The sequence below is a fragment of the Amycolatopsis sp. NPDC051102 genome (assembly GCF_040682815.1).
GTDB lineage: Bacteria > Actinomycetota > Actinomycetes > Mycobacteriales > Pseudonocardiaceae > Amycolatopsis.
On sequence record NZ_JBFBBT010000010.1, the window covers coordinates 27,071 to 39,802 of the forward strand.

A 12,732-nucleotide genomic window follows, 5' to 3' on the forward strand; every position below is an offset into this window, starting at 1 on the left:
GGCCGGAGCTTGTCAACCGCGGAGCGCACGCTACGTTCGCCTTCAGGACCCGAGCTGCGGAGGACCGATGGACGACGTGCGTGTCGAGACGGCCGGGACCACCACGGTGGTCTGGCTGAACCGCCCGGACCGGCGCAACGCCGTCGACGGGCGGATGGCCGCCGAACTCCGGGACGCCTTCCTGGCGTTCGAAGCCGATCCCGGCCAGCGCGTCGCCGTGCTCGCGGGGGCGGGCCGCACCTTCTGCGCCGGGGCGGACCTGACCGCGGCCGGCGATCCGGACCGCCGCAACGAGCTGACCCGCGACGGCAGCGGGGCCGGCCCGATGGGGCCGACCCGGCTGCAGCTGAGCAAGCCGCTGATCGCGGCCGTCGGCGGCCACGCCGTCGCGGGCGGCCTGGAGCTCGCCCTGCTCGCGGACCTGCGCGTGGTCGAGCGGGACGCGGTGTTCGGGGTGTTCTGCCGCCGGTGGGGCGTGCCGCTGATCGACGGCGGCACGGTCCGGCTGCCCCGGGTGGTCGGCCTGGGCCGGGCCCTGGACCTGATCCTCACCGGCCGGCCGGTCACCGCCGACGAGGCACTGGCGATCGGCCTGGCCAACCGGGTGGTCGAGCCCGGCCAGGCCGTGCCCGCCGCGCTGGAGCTCGCCGCGCAGATCGCCGCGTTCCCCTTCGAGTGCGTGCTGGCCGACCGGGCGTCGACCTACGCCGGCCTCGACCTCCCGCTGGCCGAGGCGTTGCGCGCCGAGGGCGCGGCCGGGGTGCCGATCGTCGAACGCGAGGGCGTTGCCGGCGCGGCCCGGTTCGCCGCCGGCGCCGGCCGGCACGGGCGGTTCGAAGACCCCGCTTGACGCCGAGGGTCAGCGTCGCGCCTGCCGCAACCGGTACAGCACGACGGCGACCAGGACCAGCACCGCCCCCTCGGCCAGGACGCTGAGCAACGCCTGGGGCGCGGGCTGGAAACCCCGCTCGGAAAAGCCGAACAAGCCGGTCGTCCGCGACAGCGCGAAGCCCGCCAGCGCACCGGCCGCCAGGCCCGCCGCCGCGAGCCGCAGCAGCACCGGGCCGCCCGCCAGCAGCAGGAGCGCCACCGCCATCGATTCCGCCGCCTGCACCAGGAACGCCGGGCCGATCACCGGGATCACCCGGTACCCGGCGACGTAGAGCTGCGCGTGGAGGAAGCCGCTGAGCGCGAGGCAGACCGCCGTCGCGATCCGGAGGACGAGGTTCATGCCAGCTTCACGTCCTTCACCGCCAGGCCCGGCTGCCCCGGCCGGTAGGACACCTCGCGGATGCCCAGCGCGTCGGCGAGCTTGCCGGCGGGCAGCGTCACCGGGGTCGGCGCCGGCCGGGTACCCGGCTGCGGCAACGGGTAGGCCGTCGTCGTCGCGCTGTGGAAGGTGATGTTCCCTTCGGTCTTCGTGAACAGCTGGTGCACGTGCCCGTTGAGGCAGGTCACCGACGAGAACCGCCGCAGGTACGACAGCGCCTGGGCCGCGTCGTCGGTGCCCCACCCCCACGCCGGGTACATCGCGAACAGCGGGATGTGGCTGAACACCACGATCGGGGTGTCCGAGCCGAGCTTCGCGACGTCCTTGCGGACGAACTCCAGCTGGTCCGGCCCGAGGTGGCCGAGCTTCTCCAGGCTGAGCGTGTTCACCAGGGCGATGAAGTGGACGCCCTTGAGGTCGAAGCTGTACCAGCCGTCGCCCGCGGTGCCGGCCCCGAACGCCTGCCGGTACTTCTGGCCGGCGTCGTCGACCGAGTCGTGCTCGCCCGGGACGGTGGACACGTGCCCGGTGTTCAGCGTGCCCATCATCTGCTTGACCTGGTCGAACTGCGCCGGCGTGGACAGGTGGGTCAGGTCGCCGGTGTGCATCACGAAGTCGGGCCGGTAGCCCAGGCCGTTGATCTGCGTGAGCGCATGGGAGAACGACTCCTCGACGGCGGTGTTCGCGGAGCCCGTGAATCCGAGGTGGCTGTCGCTGATCTGGACGAACCGCAGCGCGTTCGGGTCGTCGGCGGCGACGGCGTCGCCCGGGGCGGCGATCCGGCTGATCACCTCACCGCCGCTGACCGTCAGCACCACCGCGGCGCCGAACCACGCGGTGTGGCGCAGCAGCTGGCGCCGGGTCATGCCTTCGGGACTGTGGTCGTCCTCGGTCACGGCGTCACCGTCACGGTGGCGGTCATGAACGGATGGATCGTGCACAGGTACTCGAACGTGCCCGGCGCGCTGAAGGTGTACTGATAGGACTGTCTGGTTTGGAGGGTCGGCGACCGCAGTGGGCCGCCGGAACCGGTGCTGGTGACCGTGTGCGCGTCCTGGTCCTGATTGGTCCAGGTGACGGTGGTGCCCTTCTTCACCGTCGTCGACGCGGGTGCGAACGCGAAGTCCTTGATGGCCACGGTGTTCGTGGTGGCGTTCTGGGCCACCGGCGGCGACGCCGGCGCCATGCTCGTCATGCCGGGCATCGACGGCGGCGCCGCCGCGGGCGGCTGTTGCGCGGTACAGGCCGTGAGCGCCAGCGCCGCCGCGCTCACGAGCAGGAAGTGTTTCACCCCAACGGAAATCCTCATGCCAGGAATACGCGCGGGGGTTACGCCCCTTCGGGCGGCACCAGCACCTCGACCACTCCCCCGGCCTCCCGCACCACCAGGTGCGGCAACGGCGGCGGCGTCACCGGCAGCTGGTGCATCAGAACCACGCCGTCCACGGCGAACGACGTCCGGTGGCACGGGCAGTTCAGCCGCCGGGCCGGCGCGTCCAGGTTCAGCCGGCACCCGAGGTGCGTGCAGGTCGCCGAAACCGCCCGCACCTGCCCGCCGGACCGGTGCACGAACCCCGCCACCGCCCCGAAGTCGAACGGCAGCACCCCGCCCTCGGGCAGGTCGTGCGCCGCGACGACGGCCCGCCACCGGCCGTTTTCCGGCTGCAGCGTCGTCTCCTGCGGAGGCGGCGGCACCGCGGCCGATTCGGCCCCCGACGTCGCCAGGTACTCGACACCCGCGCCCGCGGCGGCCGCCACCGCGGCGGCCGAGGACACCTGGATGAACCGGCGGCGGTTGCCACCCGCCGGCGCCGGTTCCCCGAGTTCCTGGGCGAGCCGCCGGTGCAGCCCGGCGACGAACTCCTCGCTCGCCGCGCCGCCGCCGGGCCGGGCCGCGCGCAGCAGCACCGCGGTCCGCAGCTCGGCCTCGTCGTCCGGGCCGGCCGCGAACGGGCGCGGCCGTCGCCGCCGCAGGAGGTCCTTGACGAACCGGCGGACGCCTCGAGTGCTCACGTCTCCATCCCTTCCGCCAGCTGGGCCGCCTGGCGCAACGCCCGGTGCTGCAGCACCTTCGCGTTGCCGACGGTGGTGCCCAGCTGTTCCGCCGCTTCCTTCAGCGAACAAGCCTGCAAGAAGCGCAGCCGCAGGATCCGCCCGTAGCGCTCCGGCAGGAGCGCGAGGATCGCTTCGGCGCGGGCGAGCGTGCCCGGGTCGACGGTGCCGGCTTCGACTGTGCCTGCTTCAAAACTGGCGACGTCGTGCTCCTCGTCCAGGGTGGTGATCTCCCGGCCGAGCGTGCGCCGCCAGTGCCCGGCCAGCACGGTCCGCGTGGTGGCCAGCAGGTACGCCCGCACCTCGCCCACGCTCGCCGAGACGCGCAGGGGCCGCAGCGCGGTCAGGAAGACCTCGGTGGTGAGGTCCTCCGCGTCGGGCCGGTTGCCCACCTTCGAGAACATCAGCCGGTACACGCGGTCGACGTTGTCGCGGTAGACCGCCTCCCAGTCCGGGTACACGTCCGCCCCGACCGCGTGCAGCCGCGGTCGCGGTGCCGCGCCCGCTTCGTCCTGTTCGGCGCGCCTGCGCCGGAACCGCTGTGCCACCGGCACCGCCCGCCTTCTCCCCACCGACTCTTCCCGCCACTGAGGGATACGCGCCCGGGTTACGAATGCCTGTAACCGGTGACCGTATCGGCAGGCAGACCCTCCGACGACCTGGGGAGCGAAATGACCACATCGATGTCGCGCCGGACGCTGCTCGTCACCGGCGGGGCGGCCGCCGCCGTGCTCGCCACGACCGGCCTGCCCGGTCCCGCCGCGGCCGTGGCGCCCGTCCGGCCGGGCGGGGCGGACGTCGTCCTCGCGTGGAACCGGGAGCTGCTGGCCATCGTGCGCACGGCCGGGCTGCAGCCGGCGACCGTGCACCCCACCCGCAGCTTCGCGCTGCTGCACGCGGCGATCCACGACGCCGTTGTCGCGACGACCGGCACCGGGCGGCCCTACCTGTTCACCGTCGACGTCCCGGGCCGGGCGGCGCCGGAGGCGGCCGCGGCGCAGGCCGCGCACGACGTGCTGGCCGCCCTCTACCCCACCCGGGCCGACGCGCTCGCGAGCCTGCTGGCCGGGCAGCTCGCCGGGGTGAGGCCCCCGGCCGCGCGGGACGCCGGCGTCCGGGCCGGGCGGCTGGTCGCCCGGCTGCTGCTGGGCCTGCGGGCCGGCGACGGCTCGGCCGCGACCCCGCCCCTGCTGCCGCCGGGCACCGCACCCGGGCAGTACCGGCCGGCGCCGCCCGCGTTCGCTCCGGCCGCGTTCACCCACTGGGCCGCGGTGACGCCGTTCGTGCTCGACCGGGCCGACCGGTTCCGGCCCGGGCCGTACCCCGCGCTGAGCGGCGCGCGGTACGCGGACGCGCTGCACGAGGTGGCCGCGGCCGGACGCGACACCAGCGCCACCCGCACCGCCGACGAAACCGTGCAGGCGCGGTTCTGGGCCGCGCCGATCTGGAACTACTGGAACGAAATCGCGCAGTCGGTGGTCGGCGGGTCACACAGCGGCCTGCTGGTCGCGGCCCGGGTGTTCGCGCGGCTCAACCTGAGCTTCGCCGACGCCGTCATCGCCTTCTACGACGCCAAGTACCACTACCGGATCTGGCGGCCGGTCACCGCGATCCGGCTCGCCGGCGAGGACGGGAACCCGGCCACCGGCGCCGTCCCGGACTGGTCGAGCCTCGCGACCACCCCGGCCGACCCGGCCTATCCCGGCGCGCACAGCGTCATCTCGCAGGCGGGCGCGCTGGTCCTGCGGCAGGAGTACGGACCGCGGTGGCCCCTGGAAGTCGGCTCCGACGCGCTGCCGGGCGTGGTCCGGCGGTTCCCGACGTTCCAGGGCGCCGCCGACGAAGCCGGCCTGAGCCGGATCGTGGCCGGCGTCCACACCCGGCTCGACCACGAAGCCGGCCGGCAGCTCGGCCACGACGTGGCCGCGTTCGTCCTGCGGTCGTGACGGCTACGCCCGGCGCGTCCGGTAGGTGTTCAGCACCGCGGCCCCGACCTGCGTGTTCGACACGAGCTCCAGGTCGGCGGCCATGCCGTCGAAGAGCCTGCGGCCTTCGCCGACGACGCTCGGGAACACGAGCAGGCGGTACTCGTCGACCAGGTCGTGCCGGGCCAGCGTCCGCACCACCCCGATCGAGCCGATGACGATGAGGTCCCCCGTTTCGCGCGCCACCGCCTCGGTGAGCTCGCCCTGCAGCAACGCCGAGTTCTGCCAGGCGCCGACGTCGGCGAGGGTTCGCGAAGCGACCAGCTTCGGCATCTTGTTCAGCCGGTCGGCGAACTCCCCCGTCCGGCCGGGCCACAGCTTCGCGAACAGCTCCCACGTGGTCCGGCCGAACAGCAGGGTTCCGGTCTCCAGCAGGGACCCGAGCCGGAACTTGTCCGCGCCGACGGCATCCGGCCCGTGCCGGAACGCCCACCCGCCGGTGGGCGTTCCGGCACGCCCGTCGGGGTCGTCCACGACGCCGTCCAGGGTGACGAACTCGATCACGATCACGCTCATGACTGCTCCCGGTGTCTGCGCACCGCGCCCCGGTGGCGCGGCCTCACCGGTACCTACCGGCGGCGGCCGCCGGATTCATCGGCCGCCGCCGGATCGCCTCACGCCGTGACGAGCGAGAGGCCGTAGGTCTGCAGGATCTCGTTCACCGGCTGGAACCACGTCTCCCCGCCGGAGCTGCAGTTGCCCCACCCGCCGGAGGTGACGCCCTGTGCCTGGTCACCGGTGATGAACGAGCCGCCGGAGTCGCCGGGCTCGGCGCAGACGTTCGTGCGGGTCATCTCGTAGACCGCGCCCTGGGCGTAGTTGACCGTCTCGTTCTGGCCCTCCACCGTGCCGCAGTGCCAGTGCGAGGTCGAGCCCGAGCGGCACACGGACGTGCCGACCGGCGCGACCCAGGACCCGCGGACGAGCGCGTCGCTCACCGTGCCCCAGCCGAGCACGACCGGCGCGGTCCACCAGCCGCCGCCGATGCGGATGAACGAGTAGTCGTTGCCCGGGAAGGAAGATCCGGCGAAGGTGCCCATCCACGAGCCGTCCCAGCCGGCGACCGAGCTGCCGGCGCCGCCGCAGTGCCCGGCGCTGACGAACCCGCCCTGCACGGAGAAGCCGATCGAGCAGCGGACGTTCCCGTTGATGTAGTACGGGTCGCCGCCGACGGTGCCGGCCGAGAACGGCTCGGCGGCCGGGGCGGTCGCCACCGTGACCGGGCCGGCCTTCGCCGCGCGGGCCAGGAAGGCGTCGACATCGGCGCCGTGCGCGCCCGGCGCCACGGTGACCACGACGCTGCCGGCCCGCGGGTCGGCGCGCCAGCCGCTGACGGCCGCCGGCGCGGGGGCCGCCTTGGCCGAGGCGTCGATGGCGGCCTTCGCGGCGTCGAGCTTGGCCGCACTGATCCGGGCGGCCGTGGGTTCGGCGCCGGCCTGCCGGACGGCGTCGGCCGCGGCCGGGTCGGTCACGCCGACGACGAGCTTGCCGAGCGCCGGGTCGAACCACGCGCCGCCGAAGGCCGCGCCGGCGGCGCGCTGCGCGGCCGGCAGCACCCTGGTGGCGCTCATTTCCTGGGTCAGCCGGGTCGACGCCTGTGCGGCGGTCAGCCCGAAGTCCCGCTGCATGGCGGCGATCAGGCCGGGTGACGCCTGCGCGGCGGCGGGGCTGAGGGACGCGGAGGCGAGGGACGCCGTGAGGACGGCGGCACCGCCGAGGGCCAGGGCGATTCTTCGACGCATGGGAACTCCTCCAAGGCCGGGGGAAAGAAACACACCGTCCGCCGAGTGTGCGGGCGGAATCCCGGCTGGTCCAGGTTTGTCCGGTATTCTGTCCGGAAGCCCGACCCGGTTGTCCATTGTGGAGGTTTTGACAGAAACCCTTGAGGCGCAGGCGTTTCCGCGCGCACGCCAGGAGCGCGGGCCGCACCCGGCTCACCCGCGCCGTGCCGCCGCCCCTTCCCGGGCAGCGTTGCCAAAGGTCTGGACCAAGTACAACACGGGCCCGCGCGCGGCGAGCCGGACGGGAGTCTGCCGGGCAGCGGACGTGCCCGTCCGTCCCCCCGCGGGCCGCGCGTGCTTCACCGGCGCACGCAGACCCGGTTCCGGCCGGTGTTCTTCGCCTCGTACACGGCCTTGTCCGCGGCGCCGAGCACCTGGTCGACGACGTTGCCCGCCGCCGGGTGCACCGCCACCCCGATCGACACCGACACCCCGTCGATCCGCCGCCCGTCGGCCGTCTCGACGACCAGGCTCGCCACCGCGTCGCGGATCCGTTCGGCGACCGCCGCCGAGTGGGCCTGCCCGATGCCCGGCAGCAGCACGACGAACTCCTCGCCGCCGAACCGGCCGACCGCGTCGTAGATCCGCACCTCGCCGCGGACGGCCCGGGCGACCGCGCGCAGCACGTCGTCGCCCGCCAGGTGGCCGTGGGTGTCGTTGACGCGCTTGAAGTGGTCCAGGTCGATCATCAGGATCCCGCACGCGCCACCGGTGCGCCGCGCCCGCTCCAGCTCGGCCTCCGCCCGCGCCCGCCACTCCGCGATGGTGAGCAGCCCGGTCGTGTGGTCGCGCGTCCGCAGCGCCAGCTGCCGGCCGAGCTCACCGCGGCGCAGCAGCACCAGCGGCAGCACCAGCAGCGGCACCAGCCACGGCCGCGCGGTGAGCAGGACCGCGGCGACCGCCCCGAAGCACAGCGTGGCCGCGTCGAGCACGTTCTCCGGCACCGACCCGGCGAGCGAGAGCCACGGCCGGGCCGGCTCGTGGAGCTTGAACCCGATCATCACCAGCAGCGTGTTGACCACGAAGAACGTCAGCCCGGCGGCGAACGTCGCGGCCACCCCCGGCGCCCCCGGCCCGGTGCCGAAGAGGCCGGCGACGGCCCAGGCGGCGAACGCGGTCACCACGCACGTCGCCACCGAGCAGGTCACCCGGTACGGCCGCACGCCCGGCACGTCCGCCGTCCGCACCCACGCGTGCCCGTAGATCAGCACGGTCAGCACGGCGGCGAGCCCGGGCGGCATCACCAGCGCCGCGGCGAAGATCCAGACCGAGCTCAGGCTGACGTGCGGGTTCCGCGCCAGGAACCGCTGCATCCGCTCGGCCTGGGCCGACAGTTCCGCCTGCGCGAGCGCCGAACCCAGCAGAATCGCGAAGAAAAGCCATTCCCGGCTCGTCGGCGCCGTCGACGGCACGAGGAACGGCAGCACGACGGCGGCGGCCTCCACCGCCAGGTAGTACGGCAGGACACCGGGCGGCGCGGTGCGCAGCCGGGTGCCTCCCGACGGGTGTACGGCGGCGAACTCCCCCTGCTGATCCACTTACCCTCCCGTGTCCGTGGATCGGCCGGGCTCCCCCGCCCGGCACCCCCAACGATAGGCGCCCCGGGCGGCAGGCGGAAGCCCGGGGCACGGGCGGCCGCGGAGACTACGGGTGTCCGAAGTGGACGGTCAGCGGGCGAACGCGGTCAGGAACCGGTCGCGGAAGGAGTCCATTTTCCAGACCGGCGCCTGCGCGGCCGGGTGCAGGCCGTCCGTCCAGCCCCAGCCGGCGATCCGGTCCAGCACCTTCGGGTCCTTGGCCACGATGGTGATCGGCACGTCGTGCACCGCACCCTGCGGGGTGACCACCGGCGGCTGGTGGTCGCCGAGGAACACCAGCACGAGATCGTCACCGCCGTAGTGCTGCACGAACGAAATCAGCGTTTTCAGGGAGTAGTCGGTGGCGTCGCGGTAGGCGTCCCGGATCTTCGCGGGGTCCTTCCAGACCGACTCCGGCGCCTCGCCCGCCCCGGGCATCGGCGCGAAGACCGAGCCGTCCCCGACCTGGTTCCAGTCGACCAGCCAGGGCCGCGGCGACCACGGCGCGTGACTGGAGACGAGGTCGACCTCGGCCATCACCGGCTGCCGCGCCGCCTTGGCGAGTTCGGTGCGCTGCAGCATCGAGAACGTGAACTGGTCGGGCATGGTGGCGTAGGCGAATCCCGGGCCCTGGTAGCCGACGTGGTGGGCGTCGTAGTAGGCGTCCGGGTGGTAGAACCGCTGCCCTTCCGGCCAGTCCTTCGTGTGCGCGGGCACGTCCCAGACGGTCCGCCAGCCCGCCCGCTGGAACGCCCCGCCGAGCGTCAGCCGGTCGCTGGCGAGCAGGTCGTTGTAGCGCTGCTGGTTGTCGATCCACATCCCCGACTGCACGGTCGAATGCGCCAGCCAGCTGCCGCCCCCGAACGTCGAGGACGACAGGAAAGCGCTGCGCGCGCCGATGCCCGCCGCCCGCAGTTCGGCGGTGCCCGCGTCGAGCGTGGCGCCGATCTTCGGCGCGAAACCCGGGTCGTCCAGCGCGATCCGGCCGTAGCTCTCGACGAAGGTGAGCACGACGTTCTTGCCGCGCAGCCCGTTCAGCAGCTGCGGACCCGGCGTGGCCCGGAACGCGTCTTCCGCGGCCAGCTCGCCGAAGGGCCGCTGATCCCGCAGATCGGCGCCCACCTGCCGGAGGTCGCCGTAGGCCAGCGCCGCGGCGCTCTGCGCGGCGACGGGCTGGCCCGGCGCGATCTCCACGCCGAAGACCGAGCAGACGATCCAGATCACCCCGAGCACGGCCAGGACCCGGGTGGCCCCGGTCCGCCGTCCGGCGGCGACCCGGCTCAGCCGCAGCATCGCGAGCACCATGAGCACCACGACAGCCACCGCGAGGACCACGGCGCCGACGAGCACGGCGACGGCGGCCGCGTCCCCGATCTGCCCGGCGAGGAACTCGACCCCGGCCCGGAAGAAGCTCCAGTCGTAGATCGGGTCGAACGGCTTCTCGAGGGTGGCGTAGAACCCGGTGTCGAGGGCCTTCAGCACGACGAGCAGCCCGAGCACCAGCCCGACGGCGACGGCGACGACCCGCCGCGGCCGCGGCGGCAGGACCAGCACGAACGCGGCGGCGAGCAGGCCCTCGACGGGCACCCGCACGAGGGCCTCGGCCGAGAAGGAGGTGAGGTCGTCCGGCGCGAGCAGGGCGAACAGCACGAGCAGCGCGGCGAGCCCGGTGAGCACCCGGCTCGCGACGACGTGCCGCCGCGCCAGCCGCGGCAGGCCGAAGTCGGGCAGGGGCACGGCCGGGGTGGTCGGACCGGTTCGTCGGAGCATGCGGGCCTCACGTAGTCGTTCGCGGCGGCGACCGCGCGGCCCGTGCGGCCGGGCCGGCGATCCTCACCCGGTATACGGGCCACGGCCCCCGGCGGTTCACGCGCCCGCCCGCGGGCGAGGTACCGCGGGGACGATCGGGGCAACCGGCCGCAGGCCTCCCCGAGGCGTGCGTTCCGCGCGGCGGCGCCGAAAGGAATCACCGCTACCCCCGTCCGCCCCTCGCAAACCCCGTGCGCCGCCTTTCACCCGCGAAAGCGCCGGGAATCCCCGGGACAGGTGAGGGAGCGTTGCGGGCCAGGGCCGCCGGTGTTCTCCTCGGGGTGACCGAAGATCGATTCCGGACGGAGGCGAACCGATGAATCTGTTCGACAAGGCGAAGGAAGCGCTGGGCCAGCACCCGGACCAGGCCGACCAGGGTGTCGACAAGGCGGCCGAGGCCGCCAAGCAGCGCTTCGGCGACCACGCCGACAAGATCGACCAGGGCTCGGAGAAGGCGAAGGAGTTCCTGCACAAGCAGGGCGGCGGGCAGCAGGACGCGCCCCCGCAGTAGGCCGCCGGCGGTGATCGCCCAGCCGTCCGGGGGAACCACGCTTCACCCCTCCCGCGGCTGGGTACCACCGGCTCCGTGGTCGCCACCTACCTCGTCCCCGTCCGCACCGCCCTGCTCCTCTTCCCGTTCGTCGCGCTGGCCGTCATGCTGCCGGCCGCGTTCGTCAGCTACCGCCGCCGCGGGCGGGCGGGCGGCTGGCCGACGTTCGTCTTCTACGCGTTCCTGTTCTACCTGCTGGCGATCGCCATGCAGACGGTCCTGCCGCTGCCGGCCGACTCCGCCTACTGCGCCGGGCACAGCTACGCCAGCTCCCCGCAGCTGCGGCCGTTCTACTTCGTCGAAGTGGTGTCCCAGCGGGCCCGCGGCCACTGGAGCCCCGGCGCGCTGCTGCACAACCCGGCGGTCTGGACCACGGCGCTCAACGTCGTGATGCTGGCGCCGTTCGGCTTCTACCTGCGGTACGCGCAGCGGATGCGGCTGCTGCCCGCCACGCTGGTGGGCTTCGGCGTGTCGCTGTTCTTCGAGCTGACGCAGCTGACCGGGCTGTGGTTCGTCTACCCGTGCCCGTACCGGCTGTTCAGCGTCGACGACCTGATCCTCAACACCGCGGGCGTCGTCGCGGGCTGGCTGCTGGCCGGGCCGCTCGGCCGGCTGCTGCCGTCGCCGGCTCCCGAGCACGACCGGCGCCGGTACGCCGCGAAGGTCACCTTCACCCGGCGGCTGTTCGCGCTGGCCACCGACCTGCTCGGGTTCGCCGCGCTGCTCGGGTTCCTCTTCGGCCTGCTGACGCTGTTCGGCGAGGACCTGCGCCACCGCGACACGCCGGTGGTCATCCTCGCCTTGGTCTGGTTCGTGGTGCTGCCCGCGGTGACCGGGTCGACACCCGGCAAGCGGGCCATGCTGCTGCGGGTGACACGCCGGGGCGGCCGCCGGGCCGGGCCGATCGCGCTGCTGGTCCGCAACGGCGTCCTGCTCTCGCCGCTGTGGCTCGCGTGGCTGGTGCTGGACCTGGACCACTGGGACCTCGGGAACCACCCGGAACGGCTGCTGCTGCCCGTCGCGCTGGCCGCGTCGGTGTTCGTGGTCGGGATCTGGACGCCGCTGGCCGTCCTGCTCGACGACGAGCACCGGGCGCCCTACGAACGGCTGACCCGCACCGTCAACACCGCCGTGGTCCCGCCGGCCGTCGCGGAACCGGCGCCGGCGCCCGATCCGGCCGCCGAGCCCGGCCGCCCGGAAAAAGTCCTTAAAGGACAGTGACGGGACACCGCGCTGCCCGGGATCGACAGCGCTGGTAGATTGCGTTCCGAAGGGGTTGAGCCGCCAGCCCGCGTCCCGATCCCCATCCTGGAGCTTGTTCATGACCTCCGACGCAGCGCGGCCCCGGCAGCGGTTCTCCGGTGCCGGCTGGTCGCTCGAAGCGGACGGCGCCGGCGACCCGGCCGTGTTCACCCTGCGTGGAGAGTTCGACTTCGCGGTCTCGCCGAAGCTCGCCGGCCTGCTCACGCCGGGCGACGCCGCCACGCGGGTCGTCGTCGACATGACCGAGGTCGGCTACTGCGACTCCAGCTGCCTGCAGGTCCTGCTCCGGCTGGCCCGGCGGCTGCACGCGGCGGGCGGCCGGTTCGCCGTCGTGACGACGTCCTACGCCGTGTCCCGGCCCATCACCCTGCTGGGTCTCGGCGACGTCATGCCGGTGCACCCCGCCCTCGAAGCGGTCGAAACCTCCTGGGGTGCGGCATGACGT

General features: G+C 73.9%; 14 protein-coding genes. 5 read left to right on the top strand and 9 right to left on the bottom strand.

Annotated elements, in window-relative coordinates; genetic code table 11:
- The first annotated feature begins 67 nt into the window (after positions 1–67).
- A complete protein-coding gene (locus AB0M93_RS26270; RefSeq protein WP_364277180.1) occupies positions 68–850 on the top strand; it encodes a crotonase/enoyl-CoA hydratase family protein in 783 nt (260 codons plus the stop codon).
- A gap of 9 nt (positions 851–859) precedes the next feature.
- Here AB0M93_RS26270 and AB0M93_RS26275 read toward each other — a convergent pair whose 3' ends face one another.
- Genes AB0M93_RS26275 through AB0M93_RS26295 form a run of 5 tightly spaced genes read right to left on the bottom strand, consistent with a single transcriptional unit; the run spans position 860 to position 3,876 of the window.
- Positions 860–1,231, bottom strand: a complete 372-nt coding sequence (locus tag AB0M93_RS26275) for a hypothetical protein (RefSeq protein ID WP_364277182.1) — start codon at positions 1,229–1,231, stop codon at positions 860–862.
- A complete protein-coding gene (locus AB0M93_RS26280; RefSeq protein WP_364277185.1) occupies positions 1,228–2,166 on the bottom strand; it encodes a metallophosphoesterase in 939 nt (312 codons plus the stop codon). The genes AB0M93_RS26275 and AB0M93_RS26280 overlap by 4 nt, the downstream gene beginning before the upstream one ends.
- Positions 2,163–2,543 carry a cupredoxin domain-containing protein gene (locus tag AB0M93_RS26285; RefSeq protein WP_364277187.1) on the bottom strand — a complete coding sequence of 127 codons (381 nt, stop codon included), beginning with the start codon at positions 2,541–2,543 and terminating at the stop codon, positions 2,163–2,165. Before AB0M93_RS26285 ends, AB0M93_RS26280 begins: the two co-directional genes overlap by 4 nt.
- A 56-nt stretch (positions 2,544–2,599) precedes the next feature.
- The gene (locus tag AB0M93_RS26290; protein WP_364277190.1) at positions 2,600–3,283 is read right to left on the bottom strand and encodes a Rieske (2Fe-2S) protein; all 684 of its coding nucleotides are present in this window, start codon (positions 3,281–3,283) and stop codon (positions 2,600–2,602) included.
- Positions 3,280–3,876, bottom strand: a complete 597-nt coding sequence (locus AB0M93_RS26295; RefSeq protein ID WP_364277192.1) for a sigma-70 family RNA polymerase sigma factor — start codon at positions 3,874–3,876, stop codon at positions 3,280–3,282. Before AB0M93_RS26295 ends, AB0M93_RS26290 begins: the two co-directional genes overlap by 4 nt.
- Positions 3,877–3,993: 117 nt before the next feature.
- Between AB0M93_RS26295 and AB0M93_RS26300 the strand changes: the two genes are divergently transcribed.
- The gene (locus AB0M93_RS26300) at positions 3,994–5,268 is read left to right on the top strand and encodes a vanadium-dependent haloperoxidase (protein ID WP_364277195.1); all 1,275 of its coding nucleotides are present in this window, start codon (positions 3,994–3,996) and stop codon (positions 5,266–5,268) included.
- A gap of 3 nt (positions 5,269–5,271) precedes the next feature.
- Here AB0M93_RS26300 and AB0M93_RS26305 read toward each other — a convergent pair whose 3' ends face one another.
- The 4 genes from AB0M93_RS26305 to AB0M93_RS26320 form a co-directional block, all read right to left on the bottom strand.
- On the bottom strand, positions 5,272–5,823 hold the full coding sequence (locus tag AB0M93_RS26305; protein WP_364277197.1) for a dihydrofolate reductase family protein: 552 nt from the start codon (positions 5,821–5,823) through the stop codon (positions 5,272–5,274).
- 98 nt (positions 5,824–5,921) lie between these two features.
- Complete coding sequence (locus tag AB0M93_RS26310; RefSeq protein ID WP_364277200.1) at positions 5,922–7,049, bottom strand: S1 family peptidase; 1,128 nt, start codon at positions 7,047–7,049, stop codon at positions 5,922–5,924.
- 338 nt (positions 7,050–7,387) lie between these two features.
- Positions 7,388–8,626 (bottom strand): diguanylate cyclase, encoded by a 1,239-nt coding sequence (locus tag AB0M93_RS26315; RefSeq protein ID WP_364277202.1) that lies wholly within the window; start codon positions 8,624–8,626, stop codon positions 7,388–7,390.
- A 129-nt stretch (positions 8,627–8,755) separates the two neighbouring features.
- Positions 8,756–10,435 carry a sulfatase gene (locus tag AB0M93_RS26320; protein WP_364277205.1) on the bottom strand — a complete coding sequence of 560 codons (1,680 nt, stop codon included), beginning with the start codon at positions 10,433–10,435 and terminating at the stop codon, positions 8,756–8,758.
- A gap of 355 nt (positions 10,436–10,790) precedes the next feature.
- On the opposite strand from AB0M93_RS26320, the gene AB0M93_RS26325 reads away from it, so the two are divergent.
- The 3 genes from AB0M93_RS26325 to AB0M93_RS26335 all read left to right on the top strand — a co-directional run bounded on the left by AB0M93_RS26325 (position 10,791) and on the right by AB0M93_RS26335 (position 12,729).
- Positions 10,791–10,985: an antitoxin gene (locus tag AB0M93_RS26325; RefSeq protein ID WP_364277208.1), complete on the top strand. Its 195-nt coding sequence runs from the start codon at positions 10,791–10,793 to the stop codon at positions 10,983–10,985.
- Between the two features lie 75 nt (positions 10,986–11,060).
- Positions 11,061–12,245 (top strand): VanZ family protein, encoded by a 1,185-nt coding sequence (locus AB0M93_RS26330; protein WP_364277211.1) that lies wholly within the window; start codon positions 11,061–11,063, stop codon positions 12,243–12,245.
- Positions 12,246–12,345: 100 nt separating this feature from the next.
- A complete protein-coding gene (locus AB0M93_RS26335; RefSeq protein ID WP_364277214.1) occupies positions 12,346–12,729 on the top strand; it encodes an STAS domain-containing protein in 384 nt (127 codons plus the stop codon).
- Positions 12,730–12,732: the final 3 nt, after the last annotated feature.

Excerpts from the sequence above, each read along its gene's own strand:
- AB0M93_RS26270 (WP_364277180.1), top strand. The coding sequence starts at position 68 with ATGGACGACGTGCGTGTCGAGACGGCCGGGACCACCACGGTGGTCTGG.
- AB0M93_RS26275 (WP_364277182.1), bottom strand. The coding sequence starts at position 1,231 with ATGAACCTCGTCCTCCGGATCGCGACGGCGGTCTGCCTCGCGCTCAGC.
- AB0M93_RS26300 (WP_364277195.1), top strand. The coding sequence starts at position 3,994 with ATGACCACATCGATGTCGCGCCGGACGCTGCTCGTCACCGGCGGGGCG.
- AB0M93_RS26305 (WP_364277197.1), bottom strand. The coding sequence starts at position 5,823 with ATGAGCGTGATCGTGATCGAGTTCGTCACCCTGGACGGCGTCGTGGAC.
- AB0M93_RS26310 (WP_364277200.1), bottom strand. The coding sequence starts at position 7,049 with ATGCGTCGAAGAATCGCCCTGGCCCTCGGCGGTGCCGCCGTCCTCACG.
- AB0M93_RS26320 (WP_364277205.1), bottom strand. The coding sequence starts at position 10,435 with ATGCTCCGACGAACCGGTCCGACCACCCCGGCCGTGCCCCTGCCCGAC.
- AB0M93_RS26325 (WP_364277208.1), top strand. The coding sequence starts at position 10,791 with ATGAATCTGTTCGACAAGGCGAAGGAAGCGCTGGGCCAGCACCCGGAC.
- AB0M93_RS26335 (WP_364277214.1), top strand. The coding sequence starts at position 12,346 with ATGACCTCCGACGCAGCGCGGCCCCGGCAGCGGTTCTCCGGTGCCGGC.